General features: G+C 62.5%; 18 protein-coding genes. 14 read left to right on the forward strand and 4 right to left on the reverse strand.

What is annotated here, in order from left to right:
* Positions 1-101: 101 nt before the first annotated feature.
* A complete protein-coding gene (locus KQ659_RS17665; protein WP_216679877.1) occupies positions 102-2,936 on the forward strand; it encodes a M36 family metallopeptidase in 2,835 nt (944 codons plus the stop codon).
* A 70-nt stretch (positions 2,937-3,006) separates the two neighbouring features.
* On the opposite strand, the gene KQ659_RS17670 is transcribed toward KQ659_RS17665, so the two are convergent.
* Entirely contained in the window at positions 3,007-4,503 is a 1,497-nt protein-coding gene (locus KQ659_RS17670; protein WP_216679876.1) for an amidase, read from the reverse strand.
* A gap of 149 nt (positions 4,504-4,652) precedes the next feature.
* Here KQ659_RS17670 and KQ659_RS17675 point away from each other — a divergent pair, with 149 nt between their 5' ends.
* Entirely contained in the window at positions 4,653-5,009 is a 357-nt protein-coding gene (locus tag KQ659_RS17675) for a glyoxalase superfamily protein (RefSeq protein WP_216679875.1), read from the forward strand.
* A 13-nt stretch (positions 5,010-5,022) separates the two neighbouring features.
* On the opposite strand, the gene KQ659_RS17680 is transcribed toward KQ659_RS17675, so the two are convergent.
* From KQ659_RS17680 to KQ659_RS17690, 3 genes are all read right to left on the reverse strand, one after another.
* Positions 5,023-6,336 carry an alpha/beta fold hydrolase gene (locus tag KQ659_RS17680; protein ID WP_226930028.1) on the reverse strand — a complete coding sequence of 438 codons (1,314 nt, stop codon included), beginning with the start codon at positions 6,334-6,336 and terminating at the stop codon, positions 5,023-5,025.
* Between the two features lie 279 nt (positions 6,337-6,615).
* The gene (locus KQ659_RS17685; RefSeq protein ID WP_216688115.1) at positions 6,616-7,257 is read right to left on the reverse strand and encodes a hypothetical protein; all 642 of its coding nucleotides are present in this window, start codon (positions 7,255-7,257) and stop codon (positions 6,616-6,618) included.
* Between the two features lie 23 nt (positions 7,258-7,280).
* Positions 7,281-8,075: a hypothetical protein gene (locus KQ659_RS17690; protein WP_216688114.1), complete on the reverse strand. Its 795-nt coding sequence runs from the start codon at positions 8,073-8,075 to the stop codon at positions 7,281-7,283.
* A 275-nt stretch (positions 8,076-8,350) separates the two neighbouring features.
* Between KQ659_RS17690 and KQ659_RS17695 the strand changes: the two genes are divergently transcribed.
* The 12 genes from KQ659_RS17695 to KQ659_RS17750 all read left to right on the forward strand — a co-directional run bounded on the left by KQ659_RS17695 (position 8,351) and on the right by KQ659_RS17750 (position 26,975).
* Positions 8,351-8,833: a carboxypeptidase-like regulatory domain-containing protein gene (locus tag KQ659_RS17695; protein WP_216679871.1), complete on the forward strand. Its 483-nt coding sequence runs from the start codon at positions 8,351-8,353 to the stop codon at positions 8,831-8,833.
* A gap of 372 nt (positions 8,834-9,205) precedes the next feature.
* On the forward strand, positions 9,206-9,988 hold the full coding sequence (locus KQ659_RS17700; protein ID WP_226915743.1) for a polysaccharide biosynthesis/export family protein: 783 nt from the start codon (positions 9,206-9,208) through the stop codon (positions 9,986-9,988).
* A 104-nt stretch (positions 9,989-10,092) separates the two neighbouring features.
* Positions 10,093-12,477, forward strand: coding sequence for a polysaccharide biosynthesis tyrosine autokinase (locus KQ659_RS17705; protein WP_216679870.1), 2,385 nt, complete (start codon positions 10,093-10,095; stop codon positions 12,475-12,477).
* 122 nt (positions 12,478-12,599) lie between these two features.
* Positions 12,600-14,264 carry a lipopolysaccharide biosynthesis protein gene (locus tag KQ659_RS17710; RefSeq protein ID WP_216679869.1) on the forward strand — a complete coding sequence of 555 codons (1,665 nt, stop codon included), beginning with the start codon at positions 12,600-12,602 and terminating at the stop codon, positions 14,262-14,264.
* Positions 14,265-14,278: 14 nt separating this feature from the next.
* Positions 14,279-15,391, forward strand: a complete 1,113-nt coding sequence (locus KQ659_RS17715) for a glycosyltransferase family 4 protein (protein WP_216679868.1) — start codon at positions 14,279-14,281, stop codon at positions 15,389-15,391.
* 95 nt (positions 15,392-15,486) lie between these two features.
* Positions 15,487-16,617 (forward strand): glycosyltransferase family 4 protein, encoded by a 1,131-nt coding sequence (locus KQ659_RS17720; protein ID WP_216679867.1) that lies wholly within the window; start codon positions 15,487-15,489, stop codon positions 16,615-16,617.
* A gap of 51 nt (positions 16,618-16,668) precedes the next feature.
* Positions 16,669-18,000 (forward strand): O-antigen ligase family protein, encoded by a 1,332-nt coding sequence (locus KQ659_RS17725; protein WP_216679866.1) that lies wholly within the window; start codon positions 16,669-16,671, stop codon positions 17,998-18,000.
* A complete protein-coding gene (locus KQ659_RS17730) occupies positions 17,966-18,973 on the forward strand; it encodes a nucleotide-diphospho-sugar transferase (protein ID WP_216679865.1) in 1,008 nt (335 codons plus the stop codon). The genes KQ659_RS17725 and KQ659_RS17730 overlap by 35 nt, the downstream gene beginning before the upstream one ends.
* Before the next feature lie 39 nt (positions 18,974-19,012).
* A complete protein-coding gene (locus KQ659_RS17735) occupies positions 19,013-19,852 on the forward strand; it encodes a glycosyltransferase family 2 protein (protein ID WP_216679864.1) in 840 nt (279 codons plus the stop codon).
* 41 nt (positions 19,853-19,893) lie between these two features.
* Positions 19,894-20,823 (forward strand): alpha-1,2-fucosyltransferase, encoded by a 930-nt coding sequence (locus KQ659_RS17740; RefSeq protein WP_216688113.1) that lies wholly within the window; start codon positions 19,894-19,896, stop codon positions 20,821-20,823.
* Positions 20,820-22,127, forward strand: a complete 1,308-nt coding sequence (locus KQ659_RS17745) for a right-handed parallel beta-helix repeat-containing protein (protein ID WP_216679862.1) — start codon at positions 20,820-20,822, stop codon at positions 22,125-22,127. Before KQ659_RS17740 ends, KQ659_RS17745 begins: the two co-directional genes overlap by 4 nt.
* A gap of 639 nt (positions 22,128-22,766) precedes the next feature.
* On the forward strand, positions 22,767-26,975 hold the full coding sequence (locus tag KQ659_RS17750; protein ID WP_216685944.1) for an Ig-like domain-containing protein: 4,209 nt from the start codon (positions 22,767-22,769) through the stop codon (positions 26,973-26,975).
* The last annotated feature ends 16 nt before the right edge of the window (positions 26,976-26,991 follow it).

Below are 26,991 nucleotides of genomic sequence, written 5' to 3' on the forward strand. Positions count from 1 at the left end.
GCACCCGGGCAACGCAACTGTTTTTCGGGAAATCCCTCATTCATTCGCAGCAATTAAAAGCTGTTGCCCAACCGTTTTTGTCTTCCCACTCTTCACTCTATATGAACGTATTACCTACTAATTCAGGCTATCGTAAGCTGGCACTGGCCATTGCGCTGGCTATGCCGGGGCTGGTGTTGGCCCAGGAGGTTACCCCGGCCGCGCAGGTGCTGGCCTCGTTTGCCGTGAAGGCGCGGGCCCAGGGCCACCTGACGGAGGCCGATGTGGCCAATCCTACGGTAACCAGCTCGTATGCTGACGCCAGCACGGGCCTCACGCACACCTACCTGCAGCAGCGGGTGAATGGCCTGACGGTGTTTAACGCCAACGGGGCCGTGCACACCGATGCCAGCGGCAAGGTGGTGTATTTCAACCAGGATTTTCTGGCGGGCGCGGCGGCAGTAGCCCCTTCGGCCACGCCGGGCCTCACGCCGGAGCAAGCCGTGGGAGCGGCCGCGAAGGGCCTGAGCCTGCCCATGCCCGTAGCCCTGCAACGCGTGACGGAAGGCCGCGTGGCCGACGGCATTGTGTTCAACAAAGGCGGTATTTCGGAAGAAAACATTCCGGTGCGGCTGATGTACCTGCGCGTTGACAACAAGCTGGTGCTCGTGTGGAACGTGACCATTGCCCAGCTCGACCAGCAGCACTACTGGAACGCCCGCGTGGATGCGCAAACCGGCCGCCTGCTGGACCGCAACGACTACACCGTGAGCGAGCAGACCACCTTCCGCCAGCATGTGATGCAGGAGCAGGCCCGGCGCAAGCTGGTGCCCACCACGGCCGCCATTGCCCTGGACGTGAAAGCCGCCAAGGCGCTGAAGAACGCCAAAGGCGCGAAAGGCACCACGGGCGTAGCCAACAGCATGACGGTTATCCCCGTGCCGTTCGAAAGCCCCGACCTTTCGCCCCGCGTGGTGGTGCCCTTCAGCTCGGCAAACCCGCTGTACTCACCCTACGGCTGGCAGGTGAGCGACGCCCGCGCCCCCAGCGCGTTCTACGCCGATGCCTACTCGCTGCTTTCGAGCGGCAAGCAGCTCACGCGAGGCAACAACGTGGCGGCCTACGACGACAACGCGACGACGGTATCGGGCAACGGCAACGTGGCTTCTACTACCAACTCGCCCGATGGCGGGGCCAACCGCGACTTCGACTTTGCCTTCAACCAGCCACTGGGGCCCCGCGACCCGGGCAACCTCGCGGCCGGCATCACCAACCTGTTCTACTGGAACAACATGCTCCACGACGTGATGATGAGCAAGGGGTTTGATGAGGTATCGGGCAACTTCCAGTACAAGAACATTGGTACTCAGGGCCTGGGCAACGACTTTGTGCGGGCCGAATCGCAGGACGGCAGCGGCCGCAACAACGCCAACTTCTCGACTCCGGCAGACGGCAGCAACGGCCGGATGCAGATGTACCTGTTTGATAACACCGGGGCCAATGCCCTGACCGTAACCGGCGCGGCCAGCGCGGCCGGCAGCTACCGCTTTGCGGCGGTTTCCTTTGGCCCACGCCTCACCAAGCGGCCGCTGACGGGCCGGCTGGTGCTCGTGAACGATGGCGTATCGGCCGATGGCGGCGACCACGGCTGCGCTTCGCCCTTCGTGAACGCGGCGGCGGTGGCCGGCAATATTGCCTTTATTCAGCGCGGCGGCTGCCCCCAGCTCACCACGCTCAATCCCCGGGCTACCAACGCATTTGCCACCAAGGTGAAGCGTGCCCAGGACAACGGTGCTACTTCCGTTATCGTGTTCGACTCGCTGGGCACCACCACCAACCTGATGAATTTCGGCGGCACCGATACCGTGGGCATTCGCATTCCGGCCATTTTCATCAGCGGGGCCGATGGCTTCCGGCTGCGCACGGCCATTCTGGCCGGGGCTACGCTGAACGCGACCGCCACGCTGGGTGCCGACTTCGACGGCTCATTTGACAACGGCGTGGTATCGCACGAGTTTGGCCACGGCATCAGCAACCGCCTCACCGGCGGCCCGGCTAACTCCAGCTGCCTCAACTCCGCCACTGGCAACCAAACCATGGGCGAAGGCTGGAGCGACTTTTTTGCCCTCTGGATGACCACCCGCCCTGGCGAAGATGGTGCAAACAACCGCTACGTGGCGACCTACGACAACGGCAACCCCTACGCCGTGGGCCCGGGCTTCCGCCGCAAGCCGTACTCCACCAACTTCGCGCAGAACAACTACACCTACGCCCAGTTGGGCACCGCCACCGGCCGCTTCCAGGAAACCCACGACGTGGGCGAAGTGTGGGCTACCGTGCTGTGGGACCTGAACTGGCAGTTCATCTACCGCTACGGCTACAACGCCGACTTCTTCAGCGCTACCGGCGGCAACAACAAAGCCCTGAAGCTGGTGCTCGACGGCTGCAAGCTGCAGGTGTGTAACCCCGGCTTCCTCGACGGCCGCGATGGCCTGCTGCGGGCCGACTCGCTCACCAACCGCGCCGCCAACGCCGGCCTGATTTGGAACGTGTTTGCCCGTCGGGGCATGGGTTACAGCGCCGTGCAGGGCAACCGTGTGAACGGTGCGCCACTCGTTACGGGCATTGTGCAGGCATTTGACCTGCCCCCCGGCACTCCGGCCATCGCCTTGTCCAGCAAGAATGGCGCTACCGCCGGCAATGCGCTGGAAGCCTACCCCAACCCGGCGCAGAACGTGCTCACCGTGCGCACACAGCTCACCAGCACCGTACCCATGCAGGTAGACATGCTCGACCTGCTGGGCAAAACCGTGCTGCGCGCCGTGCCAGTACCAGCCGGCCAGATGCAGCAGAGCGGCGTGGAGCTGAACACCAGCCGCCTGGCATCGGGCATTTACATTGTGCGCGTAACGACCAGCGGTGGCACGTACAGCACCAAGGTGAGCGTGCAGCACTAAGCTTCACGGTCCCTACGTTTGCAAAAAAGCCCGGCTTCGGCCGGGCTTTTTTGTGTACTGGCTCCTACCCCTACCCCAGCAGCGCCGGCCGCTTATCGAACCACGGCCGGGCCTGCTCCAGCTGCCCGGCCAGCCGGAACAGCACGTCCTCAGCCCCCAGCTTCGCGATGAACTGCACGCCGCAGGGCAGGCCGTCGGCGGTCCAGTGCAGGGGCACCGACATGGCGGGCTGGCCCGTGAGGTTGGCCACCTGGGTGTAGGGCGTTTTTTCGAGGCTCTGCTCGGCCAGCTTCTCCACGATGCCCGAGCGGCGGATGAGACCACCCAGGCCAAAGGTATTCACCAGCTTCAGCAGCTTTTGCTCCAGCGGCTTGGGCTGCAGCTCGCCGATGCGCACGGGCGGCGTGGCCAGCGTGGGCGTGAGCAGCAGGTCGTGGGTAAGATGGAAGCGGCCGAAGGCGCGGGCATGGTCGTTCCAGGTATGGCGGGCGGCAGCGAAATCGGCGGCGGAATACGTGCGGCCCAGTAGGCCCAGCAGCCAGGTGGTGGGCTCCACGTCGCTGGGCCGGGCCGGGCGGCCCAGGTGTTTGGCCAGGGCCGCGATGCTGGCCCCGGTTTCGCCAAAATACAGCATCAGGAACGCCGAGGCCACGGCCCGGCCATCAAACGGCAGCGGCACTTCTTCTACCTCATGGCCCAAGCTTTCGAGCAGTTTGGCGGCCTCCGTCACGGCCGTAGCGCACTCCGGGTGCAAGGCGCTGCCCAGCGGGTGGCCCAGGCTGAAGGCGATGCGCAGGCGGCCGGGCTCCCGGCCCACCTCTTCCAGATAAGGCCGGGCGGGCTTGGGCAGGAAGTAGGGCGCACCCGCATCGGGACCCAGAGTGGCATCGAGCAGGGCCGCGCTGTCGCGCACCGAGCGCGACACCACGTGCTCCACGGCGGCACCTTGCCACTTTTCGCCCTGCTCAGGGCCGGTGGGCACGCGGCCCCGGCTGGGTTTCAGCCCAAACAGCCCGCAGCAGGCCGCCGGAATGCGGATGGAGCCGCCGCCGTCGCCCGCCCCGGCCACCGGCACAATGCCGGCCGCCACGGCCGCCGCCGCCCCGCCGCTGCTGCCGCCGGGCGTGTGGCCCAGGTGCCAGGGGTTGCGGGCGGGGCCGTGCAGCAAGGGTTCAGTCACGCCCATCAGGGCAAACTCGGGGGTATTGGTTTTGCCCAGGATGTTGAGGCCGGCAGCCTGCCAGCGGCGCACCAGCTCGGCATCTTCGTGGGGCACAAAATGGCGCAGCGCCCGGCTGCCCGAGGTGTGCGGCGCGCCGGCATACTGCGCGCCAAAATCCTTCAGCAGAAACGGCACGCCGCCGAATGGGCCAGCCGGCAGCCCGGCGGCGGCGCGAGCCCGGGCGGGCTCATACAACGGGTGCACCACGGCGTTGATTTGAGGATTTACGGCCTCGGCACGGGCAATGGCGGCGGCGCACAGCTCGGCGGGCGTGAGCTGGCCGGCGCGCACGAGGGCAGCCTGAGCCAGGCCGTCGAGGCGGTCATATTCGGCAGGTGAAATCATGGGCTAAATGTAGGCGAACCGGGCCGGGTAATCTGAAACGGGTGCGGCTGGCGTAGGTGAGGCAACAGCAAGAAACATCGCCAATTTTGGACTATATTTCAACGAATATCAGCACAAAGCCAACCGCTGCTATTTAGCCAACCGCCTCAATGGTCACGCCCGTTTTTCAGATTTTAGATTACCAGCAGGCCGTCGATTTCTACATCGACTGGCTGGGGTTTCGAATTGACTGGGAGGAGCAGTCGGCGCGCGGGCCGCTGTACATGCAGGTATCGCGCGGCGGCATCGTGCTGCACCTCACCAGCCACCCCGAGGGAAGCTGCGCCGGCGCCAAGGCTATGGCCGAAATCAATGGCTTGATTGCCTTTCACTACCTACTCACGCAGAAGGCCTCAGCCTATCCGAGCCCGGTGCTGCAAAAAACCTACTGGAGCGACAAAGTGATGCAGGTGGAAGTGACCGACCCGTTCGGCAATATCCTGGTGTTCGCCGAGCTCTGCGCGTAACCCACCGCCGCCGCTACAGGCTCAGCAGCTCCCGGAACCGCACCGACTGCTGCCGCGACACTTCCACCTCGGGGCCGCCGCGCCGCTTCAGCTTCAGTGTGTTGCTAAACCAAGGCTCGATGCCGGCAATCCATTTCAGGTTGATAATCTGCTGGCGATTGACGCGAAAAAACACTTTGGGGTCGAGGCGCGCTTCCAACTGCTGCAAGGTGCGTGGAATGAGTGGCTGGTGGCTTTCGAAATGAATGCGGGGGTAGCTGCCGTTGATTTCGAAGAGCTTGATGTCGGCCAGCTTCACGAACCAGCACCGCTCGCCGTCCTTCACAAACACCTGGTCCTGGACCGTGAGCGGGGCCAGCGGGGCTTCCTCGGCCGGGCCGGCGGGAGTCATTGCGGCCGGCACCGGGGCACTGCAATGGGCGCGGGCCTTGGCCAGGGCGGCGGCCAGGCGGGCTTCCTGCACGGGTTTCAGCAGGTAGTCGAGGGCGTTGACGGCGAAGGCCTGCAGGGCGTATTGCTGCGTGAAGATGGCGCGGGTGCTCTCCTTCGTCGAGCCATACTGCGCGTAGGCGGCCCAGGCCCCCAGCACCAGCACGGGCTGCTGAATCCGGCCGACGTCGTTCCGCAAATCAATGGTGTACATATCGTACATGGCTTGGGCGGTGGTGGCGGAGTCCGAGGCCGTGCCCCAGCGGGCAATCTGGGTTTGGCGGGCGGTGTCGGTGGCCATGCCGGCCACCATCTGGCGTTGGGCGGCGGGCAGGGGCCCTGCTTCATCTGCTGGCGCATCTTGTCGGCCATGGGCCGCACGGTTTCCACGGTAGCGGCCGGATTCTGGATGGCGGCCATGAAGGGCAGCGAATCCACAATCACGAGCGGGCCGATGGCCTCGGGCTGGGCCGCGCTCCAGGGCCAGCGCCATAAAGCCGCCCAGGCTGTGGCCCACGATGGTGGGCTTGCTCAGCTTCTGGGTTTTGATGTAGGCCAGCAGTTGGTCGCGCACGGCGGGCAGCAGCGGGTCGGCCAGGGGGGCGACGGGAGCCGTGCCGGCGAAGCCTGCCAGCGAGATGATATGGCACCAGTACCGCGTCTGGTAGTGGGCCACGGTTTCGTCCCACACCGCGCCGGGGCAGTTCAGACCGGGAATGAGCAGCATGGGCTGGCCCTTGCCCACCACCCGCACCGTGAAGGTGGGGTGCAACGCAGGATTATCGGCCACGACTTTTGCGGCAGGCGCGGCGGCCGGATTGGTGGCGAAAGCAGCGCCGGCCGCGCTCAGCAGCAACAGCGCCAAGGACAGGCGGCGGGCGAAAGCAGCAGTTTTCATCGGGTAAGTATGGGGTTGTTGGTGATTGAATGACCCAAACTTACCGGTCCCCATCAGCGGTCGAAACGAAATTTAAGCGAACGGTATTCCGGCCCGCTGAACGGGCGAAATGGCGGCTGAATGGCGAATGCGGCACTGGCTCAAAGCATAACGGTCATGCTGAGCGCAGTAGAAGCATCTTTACCGCGATACTAATCCTGACAATTGGAATTACTGGTGCGGTAGAGATGCTTCGGCTGCGCTCAGCATGACCGTTGCTTTGTTATTCCTGACTTCCTGCTACTTCCCTCCCAACGCCACCAGGCTATTCAAATAGCTTTCCAGGTTGGTGTAGCCATCGGTAGCGCGCAGGGCGCGGTCGGCAGCATTTTCAGGGTTCAGGTGATGAGCTTTTTCCCAGGCGTCGGGCATGCCGTCGTGGTCGGTATCGAGGGGTGCGGGGGTTGATTTCAGCACCGGCCAGGCTTTTTGCGAGATGCGGTAGGGCGTGCCGTGCGGGTAGTGGCCCTGCACGTCGATGATGGTGCCGGTGCGGGTGCGCACCTCGCGCGCAATGCGCTGGTCGAGCGTGTCGCACTGCGGGCAGATGGCCCCCGCGCCGTTCAGCACGGCCTCGTAGGCGGCGGGCGCGGCTTGCAGGGCCAGCGGGCCCAGGTCGAACGGCGTGGTTACTTTCGACTGCGCGGTATCGGCGGGGGTCCCGCCGTTCATCACCACGCCGCACCAGTTACGGGCCGTCACGGCGGGCGAGCCGTCTACGTAGTTACCGGTGAGGTAGAACTTGCCGTAGGGCAGGCGGCCCTTTTCCTTGTCTATTTTATACGGGTTCAGCACCAGGGCCTGCACCTTGGGGTTGGTACTGGGGCCAGGCTTGTAGTAGTTGTTCACCACGTTGTCGTTGCCGCCCTCGCCGGCGTACACGTTGTTTTCGCCCCAGTCGTAAATTACGTTATTGCTGAAATCGACATTCTCGAACCCTGCCGCGTGCGTGTAGCGGCTGCCGTTGAAGCGCAGCGTGCGGTTTTTGCAGTGCGCAAACAGGTTGTGGTGGAACGAGGAATGCTACCGCCCCAGATGCCGCCGAAGCCGTGGCGCTCGAAATCGGTGTCGCCGGCTTCGTAGTGGTAGGCGTAGTTCAGTGGCTCGGCCATGATGTTCCATTGCAGGGTGGTACTGTCGCCCTCGTACACCGACATGGCCTCGTCGGTGCTCCAGCTCATCGAGCAATGGTCTACGATGAGGTGGTTGTTGCGGGTGCCGCCAAAGGCATCATCGCCGCCCCCGCCGTCCACGAAGCCCTGGTTCTGGTTCTTATCACCCATCCGGAAGCGGATGAAGCTGACAATCACATTATTGGCCTTCGCCGATACCGGATAATCGGCCAGACAAATACCGCCGCCGGGGGCCGTCTGGCCCGCAATGGTGGTGTTGCCCTTGCTGATGGTGAGCGGCGACAACAGGTGAATGGTGCCCGACACCCGAAAGACGATGGTGCGCACGGGGGCTTTAGCGAGGTTCAGCTGCACGGCGTAGCGCAGGCTGCCGGGCTGGCCGTCATCGAGCAGGTTGGTGACTTCGAGCACCGTGGTGGGCATTGCCGCCGTGCCCCGCCCGCCGGTGGTGAAGCGCCCCGCACCCTCGGCCCCCGGAAACGCCACCAGGCCCTGCGCCCAGCTGGTAACCGGCAGCAGCAACAAGCTCAGGCCAACAGGTGAAGCACGCGAACCGGGCGCAGGCAAGCAAAAGAAGGTTTATGAAATTTGGGCATACTGGTTAATTGAGGCAACAACTTGCTCCCGACTGCGTGAATAGGGTGTAAAATTTTCCTTTTTGAAACTAAGTAAAAACCAGGCCAGTTGAATAGTACAGCCATTTGGCCGGCCTCGGCTCGCACGAAAAGCCGCACTAAAATTATGCTATTCCGGTAAAAAAATATACCTATTACCATTACGGGTTAATTATTAATTAATAACTTCATATTCATTCCTGCACGCTCGTTTTAATCCGCTTACCTATGCGCCCATTTTTTCTCGCCGCCGCAGTAACTTTTTTTGCCCTGGGTAGCAGCCAGACCGTGGCCGCCCAAAGCGCCAGCACGCTGGCACCGGCCGGCAATGCCCAGGACCACATCGCCATGTCGTCGCGACCAACAGCCAGCAGCGCGGCCCGGCCCATGCGCCTGGCGTGCGCGCCCCTCACCGGAACCATTTATGAGCCCAACGGCCGGCCCCTAGTGGGCGCCACGCTGCTCGTGAAAGGCACCCACGATGTATATGTAACCGATGCGGATGGCAAGTTCCACCTCACCGACCCCGTGTACCAGGGCCAGACGCTGGTGGTGGGCGCGGCCGGCTACACGCCCCAGGAAATTGCCCTCACCGAATGCACGCTGCCGCGCCTGGTGCTGGAGCAGGCCAACGGTGCCCGCATTAAGCGCAACGGTAAGCGCGTTGGCCAGGTAGTACGCCTCAACAACCGGAGCACCAATCTGAAATAAAAAGCTTCGGGCGGGCCGGTTTTTGGACTTAGGCCGGGTTCACGCATCGCCCGGATAAGGTGCGGAATACCTGGTGAAAAAGAGTGGTACCACGGCTTCAGGGTCGGGGTGCCACTCTTTTTTTGACCATCGGGTGAGCGAATGAGGTGAGAAGGAGCCGAATCGGGTCGCTTGATATTATTGATTTATAGCAAGATTAAAGATACATTAAAAATTTATTAATACAGAAAAATAAATAATTTGTGCTATATATGCAAAATAAATAACTAGATTAGCTATTATTCTCCACTACCCGGGGTAGGAACCGACACTCGAAACCAACGCACGAAGCGTCGGCTTTGCGCCAGGAACCTGCTTCGTTACGGCCAGTCTATGAACTCATTGTTTTACTTCCGCGTGTGGGTTCTGGGGTTGGTAGTGGCAGGGCTGGGCTCGTGCGTATCGCAGCAGCAGCTGCCATACCTGCAGGGCAAGGACTACTCGACCCGGGCGGCGGTGCAGGTCGATAATGAGCGGCAGGTGTACCGGCTGCAGCCCGGCGACGTGCTCAGCATCCGGGTGCAGAGCGTGCAGCCGGCCCTGAACGACTTGTTCAGCGTGACCAGCGGGCAAAACATTCAGAGCGGCGACCCGGGCAACATTTTCTCCTCCGGGTACTCCGTGGATGACACCGGCAGCATCAACCTGCCCACGGCGGGACGGCTGAAAGTGGCCGGCCTCACGGTGGAAGAAACCCAGCAGCTTATCCAGAAGGAAGTGGCCCGCTTCATGCGCGAATCCAACGTCCTAGTGAAGCTTACCAGCTTCAAGCTCACCATATTGGGCGAGGTACGGGCACCGGGGCGCTACTTCGTATACAACTCGCAAGCCACCGTGTTGGAGGCCCTGGGCCTGGCCGGCGACATCGGCGAGTTTGGCAACCGCACCAATATCAAGCTGATACGGCAGACGCCCAAGGGCTCGGAAGTGGTGCTCCTCGACCTGACCGACCCCAACCTGCTACGGTCCAAGTACTACTATCTGCTGCCCAACGACGCCCTGTACGTGGAGCCGCTGAAGGCCCGCACCAGCCGTGGCAACGCCAACAACCTAGGGTTGGTATTCGGCGGCCTCTCGACCATTATTCTGCTCCTGAGCTTCATTAAGGCTAATTGAGTTAAGAATTAATAGTTAAAAATCAAGTGGTTAGAATCTAAACCCCTAACTCTCAACTTCTAAATCTTAACTCAATCAGCCTACCATTTTTCTACTCCTAATCTATGGAAACCCAGCCCGCTCCTGACGAGATTGATTTGCACGCGCTGTTTTTTAAGCTGCGCACCCGCTGGCCGCTGTTTGTGCTGGCCATGCTGCTGGCGGGCGGCTGCGCCTACCTGTACCTGCAGGTGAAGGCCCCGGTGTACGCTTTCCGGTCTACCATGCTGCTCGGCGACCAGGGCAGCGGCTCGAAACAGGCCCAGGAGCTGCTCCAGATGCTGCAGGTGCACGAAAAAGGGCCCAAGATGGAGGACGAGCTGGGCGTGCTCACCTCGACTGAGTTTGTGCGGCAGGCCGTGGCCCGGTTGCCCTACGCCGTGAGCTACTACGCCCAGCCAGCCACCTGGCTGAACAAGCTGCGGCCGTTGCAGGTGCGCGAGCGGGCGGCGGGCGCGGTGCCGTTTCGTGTCTGGGTCGATTTGCAGGCGCCGCAGCTGGCCGGCGTGCCCATTTACGTGGAGCCGGCCGGACCGGGGCGCTTCCGGCTGCACGCCACGGCCAAAAAAGGCACGCTTTTCAGCCTGCCCACCAGCGAGCGGATTTCGGATATCACCGATGTGAGCGTGGACCAGACCGGTGCCTGGGGCGATACCCTGCGCTCGCGCCTGCTCACGGCGGTACTGCAGCCCGAGCCGGGCATGCCGTTTGGGCAGGAGCCGGCGGCCTACTATTTCGTGCTGAACGACCTGAACGGCGCGGCCGGCCAGTACCAAGGCAGCTTGGCCGTGCGGCCCATCGACCACGAGTCGCTCATTATCGAGCTGACCACCAAAAACACGGTTCCGGCCAAGGGAACGCAGTTTCTGGACACGCTTATGACGCAGTACATTGCCGAAGACCTGCGCGAGAAGGACCAGACCGGCCGCAAAACGCTGACTTTCCTGAACCAAGAGATTGATAAGCTCTCGGGCCAACGGCGGCAGTCGGCCGAGGCGCTGGCCACCTTCCGAGCCACGCGCGGGGTGCTGGACGTGGCCGCCCAGTCGAGCACGGGCATCCAGCGCATGAGCGGGCTCGAGACCGACCGCGCCCAGATTGCCACCCGCCGCAAATACTACCAGAACATGCTGGGCTACCTGCGCGCCAACCGCAACGCCAGCCAGGTGGCCTCGCCCAGCAGCGCGGGCATCGAGGACCCCGTACTCAACAGCCTGATTATGCAGCTGAGCAACCTGAACGAGAAGCGAGCCGAGCTGAGCGCCACCGCCAGCGGCGAAAACCCGCTGCTAACGGTGCTCGACGGCCGCATCCGCAACACCAAGGAATCGCTGATTCAAACGCTGGCCAACATGAGCCAGGCCAACGATATTTCCCTCCGCGACCTGGACAGCCAGCTGAGCCAGGTGCGTGGCCAGATGAGCCAGATGCCCGAAAGTGAGCGCCAGCTAACCTCGTTAAAAAGCACCAGCGACTTCAACGAGAAGAACTACAACTTCCTGGTTGATAAGCGCAACGAGGCGGCCATTGCACTGGCCACGAATGCGACCGACAAGAAAGTTATCGACCCGGCGCAGCAAACCAGCCCCGGCCCCGAGTCGCCGAAACCGATGCTGGCCTGGCTGATGGCCGCGCTGGCGGGCGTGCTGCTGCCCACCGGCCTGGTGCTGCTGCTGGACAAGGCCAACCGCCGCATTCAGGGCCGCGAGGACTTGGCCGAAGTCACGAGCATTCCGCTGCTGGGCGTAGTAGCGCACGGCTCAAAACACGACAAAGTGACGATGCTGCAAGACCCCAAAGGGCCGATTGCGGAGTCGTTTCGCTCCATTCGGGTGAATTTGCAGTACCTGTCGGCGGGGATGGATAAGAAGGTGCTGGGCGTGACCTCGTCGATTCCGGGCGAGGGCAAAACCTTTTGTGCCGTGAACATTGCCACCGAACTGGCCATGGCCGGCCGCCGCGTGATGCTGGTGGAAACCGACCTGCGCCGCCCCACCGTAGCCAGCTACTTCAACCTCGACCCCGTGCCCGCCCACGGCCTGGCCAGCTACCTGCGCGAGGAAAGCACCCTGGACGAAGCCTGCCGGCCCAGCGGCGTGCCCCACCTCGATGTGATAACCTGCGGCCAGATACCCGCCAACCCCACCGAGCTGCTGGAGCGCCAACGCATGGCCGACCTCGTGGCCCAGCTCCGCGCCGAATACGACTACGTGGTGCTCGACACGCCGCCCGTAGGCTTCGTGGCCGAATATTTCGTGCTGGTGCGCTTCCTCGATGCCAACATTTACGTGGTGCGCCACAACTACACCGAGCGCACCCTGATGCACCAGATAAACGAGTTGCACCAGTCGCAGCGCATCAAGCATTTATACATGATTATCAACGACATGCACTTCAACCACAACTACGAGTATCGGTATAAGCAGAAGGCTTATGAATACGGGTATTGAGACGGGAAGCAACTAACGGAAATAGAACGTCATAGCAAAGCCCGTCATGCCGGGCATTCTGCGCATCAAGCAGAATGCCCGGCATGACACTCACTCGCCTACCATCCAAAACCACCACCCCAATGGCCTCCACCAACGAACCGCAAAACCTGACCGTGGTCACCGTCAATGGTGTGAAGTGGACGATGACGGCCACCATCGTCAACTCGGTGCTGCAAGTGGGCTACACCGCCGTGATGGCCCGGCTGCTGAGCCCCGCCGCCTTCGGGCTGGTGGCGCTGGCGGGCGTAATACTGCGCTTCGGGGTATACTTCGCCAAGATGGGCATGGAGCGGGCCATCATTCAGAAGCCCGACCTGACGGAGCGTGATGTACGGGCGGCGTTCACGTCGTCGGTGGTGCTGGGGGTGTTTTTTGCGGGACTGCTGGTGGCGGGCGCGCCGCTGGCGGCCAATATAGTGCAGCAGCCCGAGGTGGTGCCCGTGGTGCGGGCGCTGGCGCTGGGCATCCTCTTCAGCGGCCTCAACGGCACGGCCATGAGCCTGCTGCACCGGGCCATGCGCTTCCGGGCGCTGGCTATTTTCGAGATGGCTTCGTTTCTGATAAGCTACCTGGGGCTGGGCATGGTGCTGGCCTGGCAGGGCTTCGGAGTATGGGCGCTAGTGGGCGCCACGCTAGGACAGGGCCTGATAATGAGCGTACTGTCCTACGGCGTGGTGCGGCACACGCTGCGGCCGCTATTCAGCTGGGACGCTTACAAGCCGCTGCTGGCGTACGGCAGCCGCATGTCGGCCATCAGCTTCGTGGAATTCGTGACGCAGTCGCTGGACACGCTGCTGATTGGGCGGCTGCTAGGGCCGGCGGCGCTGGGCATCTACACCCGCGGCGGGCTGCTGATTGGGCTGCCAGTGTACCTACTGTCGAGCAACGTGGCCAAGGTGGTGTTCCCGTCCTTCAGCCAGATGCAAGCCAACCGGGCGCGGCTGCGCGAGGTTTATTTGAGCAGCATCACGCTGGTAGCCATGATTATTACGCCGGTGTGCGCCGGTGCCATGGTAGCCGCCCCGGAAATAGTGCGCGTGATGCTGGGCGAGAAGTGGATGGCCGCCGTGCCCATTCTGCAGGTCATCAGCGTGACGTATGTGCTGAGCGCCATCACCATGTTTGCCGGGGTGGTGTGCGATGCCACGGCGGCCCTCAGCCGCAAGCTGCTGCTCTCGCTGGTATCCCTGGCGGCGCTCACGGTGCTGCTGTATGGGGGCAGCAAATTTGGGCTGGTGGGCGTGGCCTGGGCCATGGTAGGCTGCGAGCTGTTGCGCACGGCCCTGTATTCCAACATTATGCGGCGCGAGCTGGGCACGCCCCCCTTCGCGGTGCTGGGCGCCTACGGGCCGGGCGTGCTGGCGGGTGCCGTGGCCGCCGGGGCCATTGGGGTGGTGCGCCTGGGGCTGCTGGCCCTGCACGCGCCCGCCCTGGCCATGCTCATTGCCGAAATGCTGACCGGGGCTGGGGTACTGGGTAGCCTGGTGCTGGTGCGCCCGCCCGTGCAGCTGCGCACCGTGATGCGCGCCCTGCTGGCCCGTCTCACCGGCACCCACGCCACGGCCACCGACCGCCTGGTTCCGCGCCTGCTGCATGCCCTGGCCGCCCGCCTGGCCCGGCAGGCCGGTGAGGCACCAGCCACAGTGCCAGCGCCCACTACCGCCTTGGCCATCGAGCTGGATGCTGAAATGCCGGCCGAATCCCACCCCTCCCATTTTTCCACCGCTGAAACTGAGCTCGTCTAGCTCCCGCCCTGGCCATGAAAATCCTGTACGAACCCGAGGCGTTTTCCATCCAGGATGTGGGGGGCGTTTCCCGCTATTTCTACGAGCTCATCGACCACGCCGGGCCGGAGGTGAGTTGCGAGCTACCCGTGGTGCTCAGCAACAACATTTACCTGAAGGACCGCAAGCACACCCGCCACCTGGGGCTGCTGCCCGGCATACCGGTGCCCGGCCTGTGGCGCATGATGCAATATGCCAACCGCAGGGCCTCGTGCAAAGCCATTCAGCGGCAGAAGTTCGACGTGTTTCACCCCACCACGAACGACCAGACTTGGTTTCTGGATTTGCTGAACAAGAAGCCGTTTGTCATCACCATTCACGACATGATTCCGGCGCTATTCAGCGAATTTTACCAGCGTTCCGGTACCGAGCTGAGCACGCTGGCCAGCCGGGCCGCCCGTATTATCACGGTTTCGGAAAACACCCGGGCCGACGTGCTGCGCCTGCTGCCCGTGCCCCCCGACCACGTAACCGTGGTGCACCACGGCCACACCGTGCGCCACTACCCCTACCAGGACGCCGTGGCCACCCCCGACGACTACCTGCTGTTCATCGGTAGCCGCCGGACCTATAAAAATTTCGGGTGCCTGGTGAAGGCCTTCGGGATGCTGCACGCCAAATATCCCAGCCTGCACCTGATGTGCGCCGGCGGCGGCCCCTTCACCGAGCAGGAAATGACCCAGCTGCGCGAAGCCGGCGTGGCCGAGCGCACCCACCAGCTCGGCTACCTCTCCGATGGCCAGTTGCACCACCTATACCACCGGGCGCGGGCTTTCGTATTTCCGTCGCTTTATGAGGGGTTTGGGTTTCCTATTCTCGAAGCATTCGGCCAGCAGTGCCCGGTGGTGCTCAGCAACGCCTCGTGCTTCCCGGAAATCGCGCAGGACGCAGCCCTCTACTTCGACCCCAGCAATGCCGACGACCTGCGCGAGCAGCTCGACCGTGTGCTCTACGACCACGCCCTGCGCCAGATTCTGGTGCGCCGGGGCCAGGACCGGGTGCGCGATTTCACCTGGGCCCGCACCGTGGCCGATACCCACCGCGTGTACGAGGAGGCGCGGGAGGACTCGCCGATGCTGGCCTGCTAACGAGCGTGCGGCCGTTGCGCTCACCGAATTGCCGCCAGCGCCCGGCTTAGCCCTTTTTTCTCAATCGGCAGCTTCGCTGCTTTAGCCTTTGCCCGATGAAAGTACTCTACGAACCCGAAACATTCTCTATTCAGGACTACGGTGGAGTATCGCGCTACTTCTACGAGCTTATCCATCATGCCGGGCCCGGCTTGACCTGCGACTTGCCAGTGGTGCTGAGCAACAATCTGTACCTGCGCGACCGGGAGCACACCCGGCACCGCCAGTTTTTGCCGGGCCTGCCCGTGCGCGGGCGCTGGCGGGTGATGCAGTACTTTAACCGGCGGGCGGCCCGGCGGGCCATTGCGCGGCAGGACTACGATGTGCTGCACCCGACGGGCAACGACCAAGCTTATTTTCTGGATATTATGGGTGACAAGCCGTTGGTTATCACCATCCATGATATGATTTCAACCTTGTTCAGCGAGTATTTCCAGTCGCGGGGGCCCGAGCTGGGCCTGCTGGCTGCCCGGGCTGCGCGCATCATCACCGTATCGGAACACACCCGGGCCGACGTGCTGCGCCTGCTGCCCGTGCGGCCCGAGCGGGTGGTGGTGGTGCACCACGGCCACGTGGTGCACCACAACTCGTCCCCAGTGCCCGTGGCCGCCCCCGACGACTACCTGCTCTTCACGGGCACGCGCCGGGACTACAAGAATTTCGGTTGCTTGGTAAAGGCCTTCGGCCTGCTGCACCAACAATACCCCGGCCTGCACCTGATGTGCGCCGGGGGCGGCCCCTTCAGCGAAGCCGAGCTGGTGATGCTGCGCGAGGCTGGCGTGGCCAAGCGCACCCACCAGCTCGGCTACCTCACCGATGACCAACTCAACCAGCTATACCACCGGGCGCGGGCCTTTGTGTTTCCCTCGCTGTATGAAGGGTTCGGGTTTCCTATTCTCGAAGCCTTCGGCCAGCAATGCCCCGTGGTACTCAGCAATGCCTCGTGCTTTCCCGAAATCGCGCAGGATGCGGCCCAGTATTTTGATCCGTACGATGCCGACGACCTGCGCGAACAGCTCGACCGCGTGCTCTGCGACCGCGCGCTGCGCCATACGCTGGTCAACAGAGCACTGACGCGGGTGCGCGACTTCACTTGGGAGCGAGCGGCGGCCCAAACCCGGCAGGTGTACGAAGAAGCCCGACAGGATGCCCTGGTTTTAACCCCTGAAACCCAGCTGTTCTCCTGAGGAGTACGGGGCAACCCGGCCACTATTCAACTACCAACCACGCAACATCCCATGAAACTCAGTTTACGCTTTCTGTATTTGCTGCCGGTGCTGGGCATCATCGCCACGGACCGGGCCTTCACCGAGTTCGTGTTTTTCGATGAAAGTTCGCCCATGCTCCAGCTATATGGGCGGCTGATGCTGGCCTGCTCGATGGGCATTGTCGTGCTCTGCTACCGGTACATGGGCACCATTATGCAGCGCTGGCTGCTGCTGGTGGTGGCCGCCCTGGGGGCGCTATCCCTCGAATCTTACGCCGGATGGCAGACGTGGGCGGTGTATCCGCACGTATTCGCCAAGTTCTTGGTCATGGTGCATGTGTTTGCGATTTACGGGTTTCACCGCCGGTTTGGGCCGCCGCCATTTGGCCAGCTGATGGGGCTGCTGGTACTGGGCCTGGCCGCCAACCTGGCATTCTACCACCGGGACGCGCTGAGCTTATCGGCATTTTTGGATAACGAGCGGGGGTTCAGCTCCACTTCGGCCATGCTGCTCCTGCTGCCTACCCTCTATTACTTCAACCAGTACATGGCGCACGGCGGGATGGCGCGTCTGCTGATATTTTTTCTGGGCACGGCGCTCATCCTTTTCCTGCAGCACCGTTCGGTGTGGCTATCAATGGGCGTCGCCCTGGCCCTCAATGCCTTGGTGATGGCCCTGGGCCGGGTTACGGGCGCGCGCCTGAGCTCTACTCGCCTGCTGCCCATGTTTCTCATTCCGTTGCTCGTACTGGTTTCCGGGGGCCTCGTGGCCCTCAGCGACCCACACGTAGTGAAGAAGCTGGAAGGCAGTATCAACGACATCATGCGCCCCAGCCAGCAGGGCACGGGTGGCTGGCGACTCAAGCAGTTCAAAGCCTACAAGCCCTATCTGGAAGAATACCCCATTGCGGGCATGCGCCTGAAAGGGTTTGAGCTGCCGGTGCAGTTCTACACGCTGGCCGACGATGGCGGCAGCCAGGTGCCCGTGTGGGAAGACCGGACCGGGCATCACTTCCACAGTTTCTACGTCGACCGCATTTTTTACTTCGGCATTACCGGGCTGCTGCTCACGGTGCTGGTGCCCGTGCTGCTGCTGGGCCGCCGCCTGCTGAGCCCTATTCCCCTGACCCCGCCCACGGCCACCTTCGTCATCTTCTCGCTCAGCTCGCTGGTATACAGCGTTTCGTACGACTGGCCCCTGTATTTCTTCGGCATCCTCGGGCTGTCTCTGGCCGCCGCCGCCGCAGCTCCTGGCCGCGTGGCAGTGCGCCTGCCCATGGCCGCCCGTGCTGTGCGGCCGGCTTTTGTGTCCATTCCTTCCTTGAACCATGCCGACGCCGCCACTTCCACCACCCACCGCTGAGCTGGCCCCGCCCGTTCTGCTCATCGTCTTCAACCGGCCGCACCTCACGCAGCGGGTGCTGGAAGCCGTGCGCCGGGCGCATCCGGCGCGCCTCTACGTGGCGGCCGACGGCCCCCGCCCCCACCACGCCACCGATGCCCTGCGCTGCGCCCTCACCCGCGCCATGGTTACCAACAGCGAGCCCTGGCCGTGCGAAGTCCTCACCTTGTTTCGGGACGAAAACCTGGGGTGCGGCCTAGGGCCGGCATCTGCCATTTCCTGGTTTTTCAAGCACGAAACCGAAGGGATTATCCTGGAAGACGACTGCCTCCCGACGCCCGATTTTTTCCACTTTTGCGATGAGCTGCTGCGGCACTACCGCCACGATACCCGCGTGATGCATATCAGCGGCAACAACCTGGCGCAGGAGGCCCGGCGCCCGGTAGCGGCCGGGGCCGACTCGTACCATTTTTCGGGCAGGGTGCACAGCTGGGGCTGGGCCACCTGGCGTCGCGCGTGGCAGTACTTCGATTTTGACCTGACCCTGCTGCCTGAGCTGCGCCGCCGCAGAGCGCTGACCAACGTGTACCCGGCCCTGATGGAGCGGCAGTATTGGCTGCGCAAGTTTGAAACCGTGCGCACCGGGCCGCAGCCGGCTCATATCTGGGACTACCAGTGGCACTTCGCTGTGGCCGCGCACGGTGGCCTCACGGTGATACCGGCCGTGAACCTGGTTACCAACATCGGCTTCGGCGAGGATGCGACCCATACGTTCGACCCCCACGACCAGTTCGTGCACCCGGTGGTGTACCGGCTGCCGTTTCCCTTGCACCACCCCCCCGTGGTGCTGCGCGATGCCCGGCGCGACCAGCGGTACTTCCGCGAGCACCTGACGGGCCGCGCCCTGGCCATGGTCCGGCGGCTCACTGCCCGGCTGTTGCTCCCCTTTGCAACGGCCGAGCCCGTATCGCAGCCCGTAGCGGCCACGCCCTGAGCTGCTATAATCAAATCGTACCCTTCTATTCTGCACCCGATGCTCTACGTCGTCATTCCCGTTTTCAACCGCAAGCAGTACACCCGCGACTGCTTGCTTTCGCTCCGGCAGCAAACCCGCGCCGATTTCCGCGTCGTCGTCGTCGACGACGGCTCCACCGATGGCACCGCCCAGATGCTGGCCCAGGAGTTTCCGGAAGTAGAAGTAGTGACCGGGAACGGCCAGCTGTTCTGGACGGCTGGCGTGAATGCCGGCATTCGCCGCGCCCTGGCCCTAAAAGCCACCTGCGTGATGACGATGAATAACGACGTACTGGCGCTGCCCAATTTTATGGCCCAAATGCTGGCCGCCGCCGAGCGCCACCCCACCGCCCTGCTGGGGCCACTGGAGCTGGACGTGAGCACCGGCGAACCCGTGTACGGTGGCGAACGCCTGGACTGGCGCACCAATACCCGACGCGACTTACTGACCGAGCTGGCCCCCGCCGAGCGCCACGGCCTGCATCCGGTGACGTACCTGCCGGGCCGGGGCCTGCTCGTGCCGCTGGCCGTGATTGAAGCCATTGGCCTGTTCGACGAGCAGCGCCTGCCGCACTACCTCGCTGATTTTGACTACACCAGCGTGGCCCGCCGCCATGGTTTCCCGGTGTTTTGTAACTACGATGCCCGCTTGAGCACCTACCCCGAGGAAAGCGGCCAGGAACAAACCCGGCGCCAGCGTAGCCTGCGCGGCTATTACCAGCACTTGTTCGGCATCCGGGGCGGCGGCAATCTGGTCAATTTCACGCATTTCACCTTCAAAAACTGCCCCCGGCCCTACCTCCCCTATTACCTGCTGAACGGCTACGCCCGTCGGCTGGTCGGCTATTTTCTGCACTAAGCGCTACGTCCCACATCCACCACTTTTAAGCCACAATACCCATGGTCATTCTTACAAAAGATTTCAACGGCTTCGGTAACCAGCTGCTGATAAGCTCTCATTTTTTAGTGAATGCCCTTGAGCACAACTATCAGCTGGCCATCCCCTCGTTCGGGGCACATTACGCCTTTTTTGAAGGCACTGCCGGCCAGCAGGTGGCCTCGTTTGGGGGGCTGCCCGTGCAGCTGCATCTCGGCAGTGCCGTGACCAATGCGTTGTATAGCGCCCTGCAGTGGCAGTGGGGCGAGGCCTTGCTTCGACGCCTTCCCTGGCTGCCGCGCAGCCTGGGTGCCCCGATTCTCGACGACTCCGGCCCCGACGATGTCGACCTCAACAGCACTGGCTACCTCGTGCAGGCCCGCCACACGCGCACCCTGCTCATAAACGGCTGGCAGTTTCGCGACAAAACCAACTTTGCCAAGCACGGCAACCTGCTCCGGCAGTTCTTTCGGCCCATCAGGCTCCACCGCCAGGCCGTAGAGCAGGTACTGGCCACCAACCGCGAACGGGCCGATGTCCTGGTGGGCATCCACATTCGCCGGGGCGACTATGCCGGCTGGTACGGTGGGGCCTTTCTCTACAGCAATGCCACCTACGTGCGGGCCATGCACGAAGTCGTGGCCTTATTCCCCCAAGAAACCCGGGTCCGGTTCCTGTTATTTTCGAACGAGCCCATTCCGGCGGCCGATTTTGCCGAATTCGACACCGGCCGCTCCACCAACCATCCCGTGGAGGACCTGTATGCCATGGCCGGCTGCGACTACATTGTGGGGCCGCTCAGCACCTACTCCATGTGGGCCTCGTTCTACGGCCGCGTCCCGCTTTGCCACCTGCACCAGCACGACCAGCCCATCACGTCGCTACACGAATTCGTGATGTTTGAGGACCAGGAAACCGTGCAGTGGAGCACGCAGATGGCGCAAGCGCTATGAGCCGCCCGGCCACCGGAGCGGCGGTCCGCCGCTGGCAGCTGGCCGCCGGGGTGGGCCTGGCGGCCATCACGGCCGGGTGTCAGCCTTCCTCTGCCGGCGCAGATAACAGCTCGAAACCGTTGATTATTCGCGCTGGGGGCACTTATACCGGCTCTTACCGCAGCTCCGATTCCGACGTGCCCTGCATCCGTATCGAAACCACCGAACCCGTTACCCTGAGCGGCTGCACCCTGATGGGGGCCGGCGACTTGATTCGGGCCACCAGCGGCGGGGCTACGCTTACGGTTGTGAACTGCCGGGGATACGGCCTGCCGCAATCGGCTGACCAAACCCGCCACGGGCACTTCCTAGAGGTCAATTCCGGGCGCTCTGTGCGGGTCGAACACAACTACTTTGAGCATACCATCGGCATCAGCATTTACCAATGGGGAGGCGACGGCACGCCAGCCCAAACGCTCACCGTTCGCTACAATTCGGCCCGGAATATTGATGGCCGCTACCGTGACGGCGGCGGCACGAAGGCGAATTTCCTGGGTCTGAACGCATTGCCGGGCGTAGCCAACATGGAAATCGCCTGGAACCAAGTCATCAACGAGCCCAACCAGTCGCTTGTAGAGGACAATATCAATCTTTATAACTCCGGAGGCACCCGCACCAGCCCGGTCCGTATCCACGACAATTATATTCAGGGAGCATACCCCTATCCGGCCACCGGCTCCGATTTCACCGGCTCGGGCATTACGCTCGATGGCAGTGGCCGCGCCGCCTTGACGGCCACCGCTTACGTGGACGGAGCCCACAACCAGGTAGTCAGCGCCTGCATTGGCATGAACATAGCCGCCGGGCACGACAACCACTTTCACGACAACCGCCTCGTTACCTGCGGCTTGCTGCCCGACGGCACCCGGCTGGCGGCGAACTATGCCGGGGCAGGCCTTTGGAATGCCTACCATCAGCCCAAGGACGTATTCTTTAACAACGATTTCAGCAACAATACTATCGGGTTCTATTTCGAAGGCGGCACCACTCCTTATCCCAACCGCCAGGATATCCGGCCCGAAGCCTGCGGGGCCTGCTCAAACACCTTGCACCTACCCAACCCCATCACCCTGCAAACGGAACAGGCCGAGTGGACCCGCTGGCAGTTGAAGCTCCGCACGCACCGGCTGCGGGTAGGTCCCCTCCCGGCCCTACCGGCACGCAAAAATGCGCTCATAACATCTGGTGCCACTTATTACCCCACCAACGGGCACTTCGCGCCCGTCGCACCAGAACTATCATATTATAATATATTGTTTAATTAATTATATTAAAGAATGCTTTGAGCGGCAAAAAATAAATATAAATTATATTGTATATTATTTATATTCACCAAAACATATTATTGCACTTTTTCAATTAATTGATATTTTATTTTTCTCATATACTTAGCTTTTTGAGAAGTTTACCGCTTCAAAACCTTCCGTTATCAAGGATTGCACCTGCGAGTTTCTCATTAGCGCCAGCCGCTCATTTCGTTGTCGGGCAGAATGAAAAAAATCCGCCAATTATGTTGATTACGGCATCAAAGGATTGATTTCCCCAGAGGCCAGCCATTTATTAACGGGCATCCAACAACGCATTCTCAAACTTGGAAAGCTTTTCAAATCAGGACAGCTTACGCATGTACAATAAAAAATTGCATTTTATGATATATAACAAATACAATTCGAACGCTTGGAACAAATAGATTTTTGGCTAGGTTGAGGGGGCCATCGCCAATCATTCTTTTCGTTTCAAGTTTTTCAAGAATGCAAAAAATTTCAAAGCACACCTCCGCTCTTCTTTCTGCGCCGCATCCTTTGGCCGGCATTCTTTCAACTGCTCTTGTTGCGCTCCTCGCCCTATTACCGGGCCTAAAACCAGCCTTCGCACAGGCTCCCAACATTACGTACTCCAGCCCCTTGGTTATTACACAGGGCGGCACCTATTCCGGCAATTATCGCAGCACCAACTCTTCGGTGCCCGTTATCACTATTCAGACCACCCAGCCTGTTATCATCGAGAACTGTGTGCTGGCGGGCGCCGGCGACATCATTGATGCGAAGAACGGCGGCAGCAGTATCACTGTCCGCAACAACAAAGCGTATGGCCTCACCCAAAGCGCCGACGGGGTTCGCCACGGCCGCTTCGTGGAGGTTAACTCGGCTAAGTCGGTGGTAATTGAGCACAATTACCTCGAACAAACCACTGGCATTGCCATCTACCAGTGGAGCGGCAACGGTTCGACGGCCCAAACCCTTACGGTTCGGTACAACTCGGCCAAAAACATCGACGGCCGCTTCCGCAACAACAGCGGCAGCGAATTCTCTAACTTCCTGGGGGCAGACAAGGTGCCGAACCTGGCGAACGTAGAAGTGGCCTGGAATCAGGTCATCAACGAGCCCAACCAGTCGCTTGTAGAGGACAATATCAACTTCTACAACTCCGGGGGCACTGCGGCCAGCCCCGTCCGCATCCACGACAACTACGTGCAGGGAGCGTACCCCTACCCGGCCAACGGCAGCGATTTTACGGGCACCGGCATGATAATCGACGGTACTCAGAGTAACACCCAAGGCTTCTTTGAGTCGTACAACAACCAGTTCGTATCTACCTGCAACTCGGCCATGAACATCGCCGGCGGCCATGATGTACATTACTACGACAACCGCCTAGTGACCAGCGGCCTGATGCCCGACGGTTCGCGCCTGAATGCCACTTACACCGGGGTTGCCGTATTCGACTACTACGGTCAGAGCGGAACATTCACGAACCAGTCCGTAACCAACAACACGATTGGTTACGTGCAATGGGGCCGCAATAGTCCTTTTCAGGACCGTCAGGATGAGGGCGACTACGGCTTTCGAATTGCCACCGGTACCATCCACCTGCCGAACCCCATCACCCTCCAAACCGAGCGGGATGAGTTCACGCGTTGGAACCAAAAGCTGCAACAGAATGGCATCACGCTGGACCCCGGCGCTACCACACCCACTACCCCAACCGCGCCTACCGCACCCAGCGCCCCCACCGTTAGCCTGAGCGCCCCGAGCACCGGCACCGTGGGCACGGCCCTGAACCTGACGGCCACCGCTGCGGCCGTCAACGGCACCATCACCAAAGTCGAGTTCTTCAGCGGCGCCACCAAGCTCGGCGAAGACCTGACGGCTCCCTACGCCCTCAGCTTCACGCCCGCTGCGGCCGGCACGCTCAGCCTAACGGCCCGCGCCACCAACAACGCCGGCGCCGCTACCTCCACCGCCGTTTCTTCGGTGACCGTGACGGCCGCTACTACAACCACGCCGACCACCACGGGCACCGGCACCACGCCGACCAACGCCACCTTCGTGCGCGCCATTAACGTAGGCGGCACGGCCACCACCGTCGACGGCCTGAGCTGGGAAGACGGCAACAGCGCCGGCAACTTCCAAATCAACGGCTCGCCCTTCGCCAACCAGGGCGTCGCCCTGAACCCGGCCACCGACGCCGCCCGTGCGGCCATGATTCGCGCTTCGGTGTATGACACGAACATTAGCGCTGCCGTGAGCGGCGTGGCCAGCGGTACCTACAGCGTGTACCTCTACATGTGGGAGGATAACAACCCGGTGACCCTCGACATTACCCTCGAAGGCCAGACCGTGCAGTCGAACTACAGCAGCGGCAACGGTGGCCACTGGGACCGCCTCGGCCCTTTCACGGCCAACATCACCGACGGCACCATCAACATCGGCACCGTGAGCAGCAATAACAACAACCTCTCGGGCATCGAAATCTGGAAGCAGAACGCGGGCACTACCGCACCCAGCGCCCCCACCGTTAGCCTGAGCGCCCCAAGCACCGGCACCGTGGGCACGGCCCTGAACCTGACGGCCACCGCTGCGGCCGTCAACGGCACCATCACCAAAGTCGAGTTCTTCAGCGGCGCCACCAAGCTCGGCGAAGACCTGACGGCTCCCTACGCCCTCAGCTTCACGCCCGCTGCGGCCGGCACGCTCAGCCTAACGGCCCGCGCCACCAACAACGCCGGCGCCGCTACCTCCACCGCCGTTTCTTCGGTGACCGTGACGGCCGCTACTACAACCACGCCGACCACCACGGGCACCGGCACCACGCCGACCAACGCCACCTTCGTGCGCGCCATTAACGTAGGCGGCACGGCCACCACCGTCGACGGCCTGAGCTGGGAAGACGGCAACAGCGCCGGCAACTTCCAAATCAACGGCTCGCCCTTCGCCAACCAGGGCGTCGCCCTGAACCCGGCCACCGACGCCGCCCGTGCGGCCATGATTCGCGCTTCGGTGTATGACACGAACATTAGCGCTGCCGTGAGCGGCGTGGCCAGCGGTACCTACAGCGTGTACCTCTACATGTGGGAGGATAACAACCCGGTAACCCTCGACATTACCCTCGAAGGCCAGACCGTGCAGTCGAACTACAGCAGCGGCAACGGTGGCCACTGGGACCGCCTCGGCCCTTTCACGGCCAACATCACCGACGGCACCATCAACATCGGCACCGTGAGCAGCAATAACAACAACCTCTCGGGCATCGAAATCTGGAAGCAGAACGCGGGCACTACCGCACCCAGCGCCCCCACCGTTAGCCTGAGCGCCCCAAGCACCGGCACCGTGGGCACGGCCCTGAACCTGACGGCCACCGCTGCGGCCGTCAACGGCACCATCACCAAAGTCGAGTTCTTCAGCGGCGCCACCAAGCTCGGCGAAGACCTGACGGCTCCCTACGCCCTCAGCTTCACGCCCGCTGCGGCCGGCACGCTCAGCCTAACGGCCCGCGCCACCAACAACGCCGGCGCCGCTACCTCCACCGCCGTTTCTTCGGTGACCGTGACGGCCGCTACTACAACCACGCCGACCACCACGGGCACCGGCACCACGCCGACCAACGCCACCTTCGTGCGCGCCATTAACGTAGGCGGCACGGCCACCACCGTCGACGGCCTGAGCTGGGAAGACGGCAACAGCGCCGGCAACTTCCAAATCAACGGCTCGCCCTTCGCCAACCAGGGCGTCGCCCTGAACCCGGCCACCGACGCCGCCCGTGCGGCCATGATTCGCGCTTCGGTGTATGACACGAACATTAGCGCTGCCGTGAGCGGCGTGGCCAGCGGTACCTACAGCGTGTACCTCTACATGTGGGAGGATAACAACCCGGTGACCCTCGACATTACCCTCGAAGGCCAGACCGTGCAGTCGAACTACAGCAGCGGCAACGGTGGCCACTGGGACCGCCTCGGCCCTTTCACGGCCAACATCACCGACGGCACCATCAACATCGGCACCGTGAGCAGCAATAACAACAACCTCTCGGGCATCGAAATCTGGAAGCAGAACGCGGGCACTACCGCACCCAGCGCCCCCACCGTTAGCCTGAGCGCCCCGAGCACCGGCACCGTGGGCACGGCCCTGAACCTGACGGCCACCGCTGCGGCCGTCAACGGCACCATCACCAAAGTCGAGTTCTTCAGCGGCGCCACCAAGCTCGGCGAAGACCTGACGGCTCCCTACGCCCTCAGCTTCACGCCCGCTGCGGCCGGCACGCTCAGCCTAACGGCCCGCGCCACCAACAACGCCGGCGCCGCTACCTCCACCGCCGTTTCTTCGGTGACCGTGACGGCCGCTACTACAACCACGCCGCCTACTACCACGCCGCCCACCTTTGTGCGTGCCGTGAACCTGGGGGGCAAGGCCATCACCCTCGATGGCAAGAGCTGGGCGGCCAGCGCCAGCGCTTCTAACTTCAAAGCTACCGGCCTCACCACGTTTGCCAACCAGAACGTGACCCTGACGCCTTCCACCGATGCCACCCGCGCCAGCATGATTCGCGCATCGATGTACGGCGGCGACACGGGCCTGGCCCTGGGCGGCGTATCGAGCGGTACCTACAGCGTGTTTCTATACGTGTGGGAGGACAACAATGCGGAAAACTTCAGCATCTCCCTCGAAGGCAAGACTGTGCTGAGCAACTACAACTCCGGTTCGGCCGGCCACTGGGACCGCCTCGGCCCCTTCACGGCCAACGTGACCGATGGCACCGTGAACATTGGCACCACCGGCGGCATGGCCAACATCTCGGGCATCGAACTCTGGAAACAAGCCACCCCGCTGCCCTAGTCTGCACGCCTGATTA

The sequence above is a fragment of the Hymenobacter siberiensis genome (assembly GCF_018967865.2).
Classification (GTDB): Bacteria; Bacteroidota; Bacteroidia; order Cytophagales; family Hymenobacteraceae; genus Hymenobacter; species Hymenobacter siberiensis.

Bases quoted from the DNA above. Each gene is read 5' to 3' on its own strand.
- KQ659_RS17665 (WP_216679877.1), top strand. From the start codon at position 102: ATGAACGTATTACCTACTAATTCAGGCTATCGTAAGCTGGCACTGGCC.
- KQ659_RS17730 (WP_216679865.1), top strand. From the start codon at position 17,966: ATGCCGACGCCGCCACTTCCACCACCCACCGCTGAGCTGGCCCCGCCC.
- KQ659_RS17695 (WP_216679871.1), top strand. From the start codon at position 8,351: ATGCGCCCATTTTTTCTCGCCGCCGCAGTAACTTTTTTTGCCCTGGGT.
- KQ659_RS17680 (WP_226930028.1), bottom strand. From the start codon at position 6,336: ATGAAAACTGCTGCTTTCGCCCGCCGCCTGTCCTTGGCGCTGTTGCTG.
- KQ659_RS17725 (WP_216679866.1), top strand. From the start codon at position 16,669: ATGAAACTCAGTTTACGCTTTCTGTATTTGCTGCCGGTGCTGGGCATC.
- KQ659_RS17745 (WP_216679862.1), top strand. From the start codon at position 20,820: ATGAGCCGCCCGGCCACCGGAGCGGCGGTCCGCCGCTGGCAGCTGGCC.
- KQ659_RS17740 (WP_216688113.1), top strand. From the start codon at position 19,894: ATGGTCATTCTTACAAAAGATTTCAACGGCTTCGGTAACCAGCTGCTG.
- KQ659_RS17710 (WP_216679869.1), top strand. From the start codon at position 12,600: ATGGCCTCCACCAACGAACCGCAAAACCTGACCGTGGTCACCGTCAAT.
- KQ659_RS17675 (WP_216679875.1), top strand. From the start codon at position 4,653: ATGGTCACGCCCGTTTTTCAGATTTTAGATTACCAGCAGGCCGTCGAT.
- KQ659_RS17735 (WP_216679864.1), top strand. From the start codon at position 19,013: ATGCTCTACGTCGTCATTCCCGTTTTCAACCGCAAGCAGTACACCCGC.
- KQ659_RS17715 (WP_216679868.1), top strand. From the start codon at position 14,279: ATGAAAATCCTGTACGAACCCGAGGCGTTTTCCATCCAGGATGTGGGG.
- KQ659_RS17705 (WP_216679870.1), top strand. From the start codon at position 10,093: ATGGAAACCCAGCCCGCTCCTGACGAGATTGATTTGCACGCGCTGTTT.
- KQ659_RS17700 (WP_226915743.1), top strand. From the start codon at position 9,206: ATGAACTCATTGTTTTACTTCCGCGTGTGGGTTCTGGGGTTGGTAGTG.
- KQ659_RS17670 (WP_216679876.1), bottom strand. From the start codon at position 4,503: ATGATTTCACCTGCCGAATATGACCGCCTCGACGGCCTGGCTCAGGCT.
- KQ659_RS17720 (WP_216679867.1), top strand. From the start codon at position 15,487: ATGAAAGTACTCTACGAACCCGAAACATTCTCTATTCAGGACTACGGT.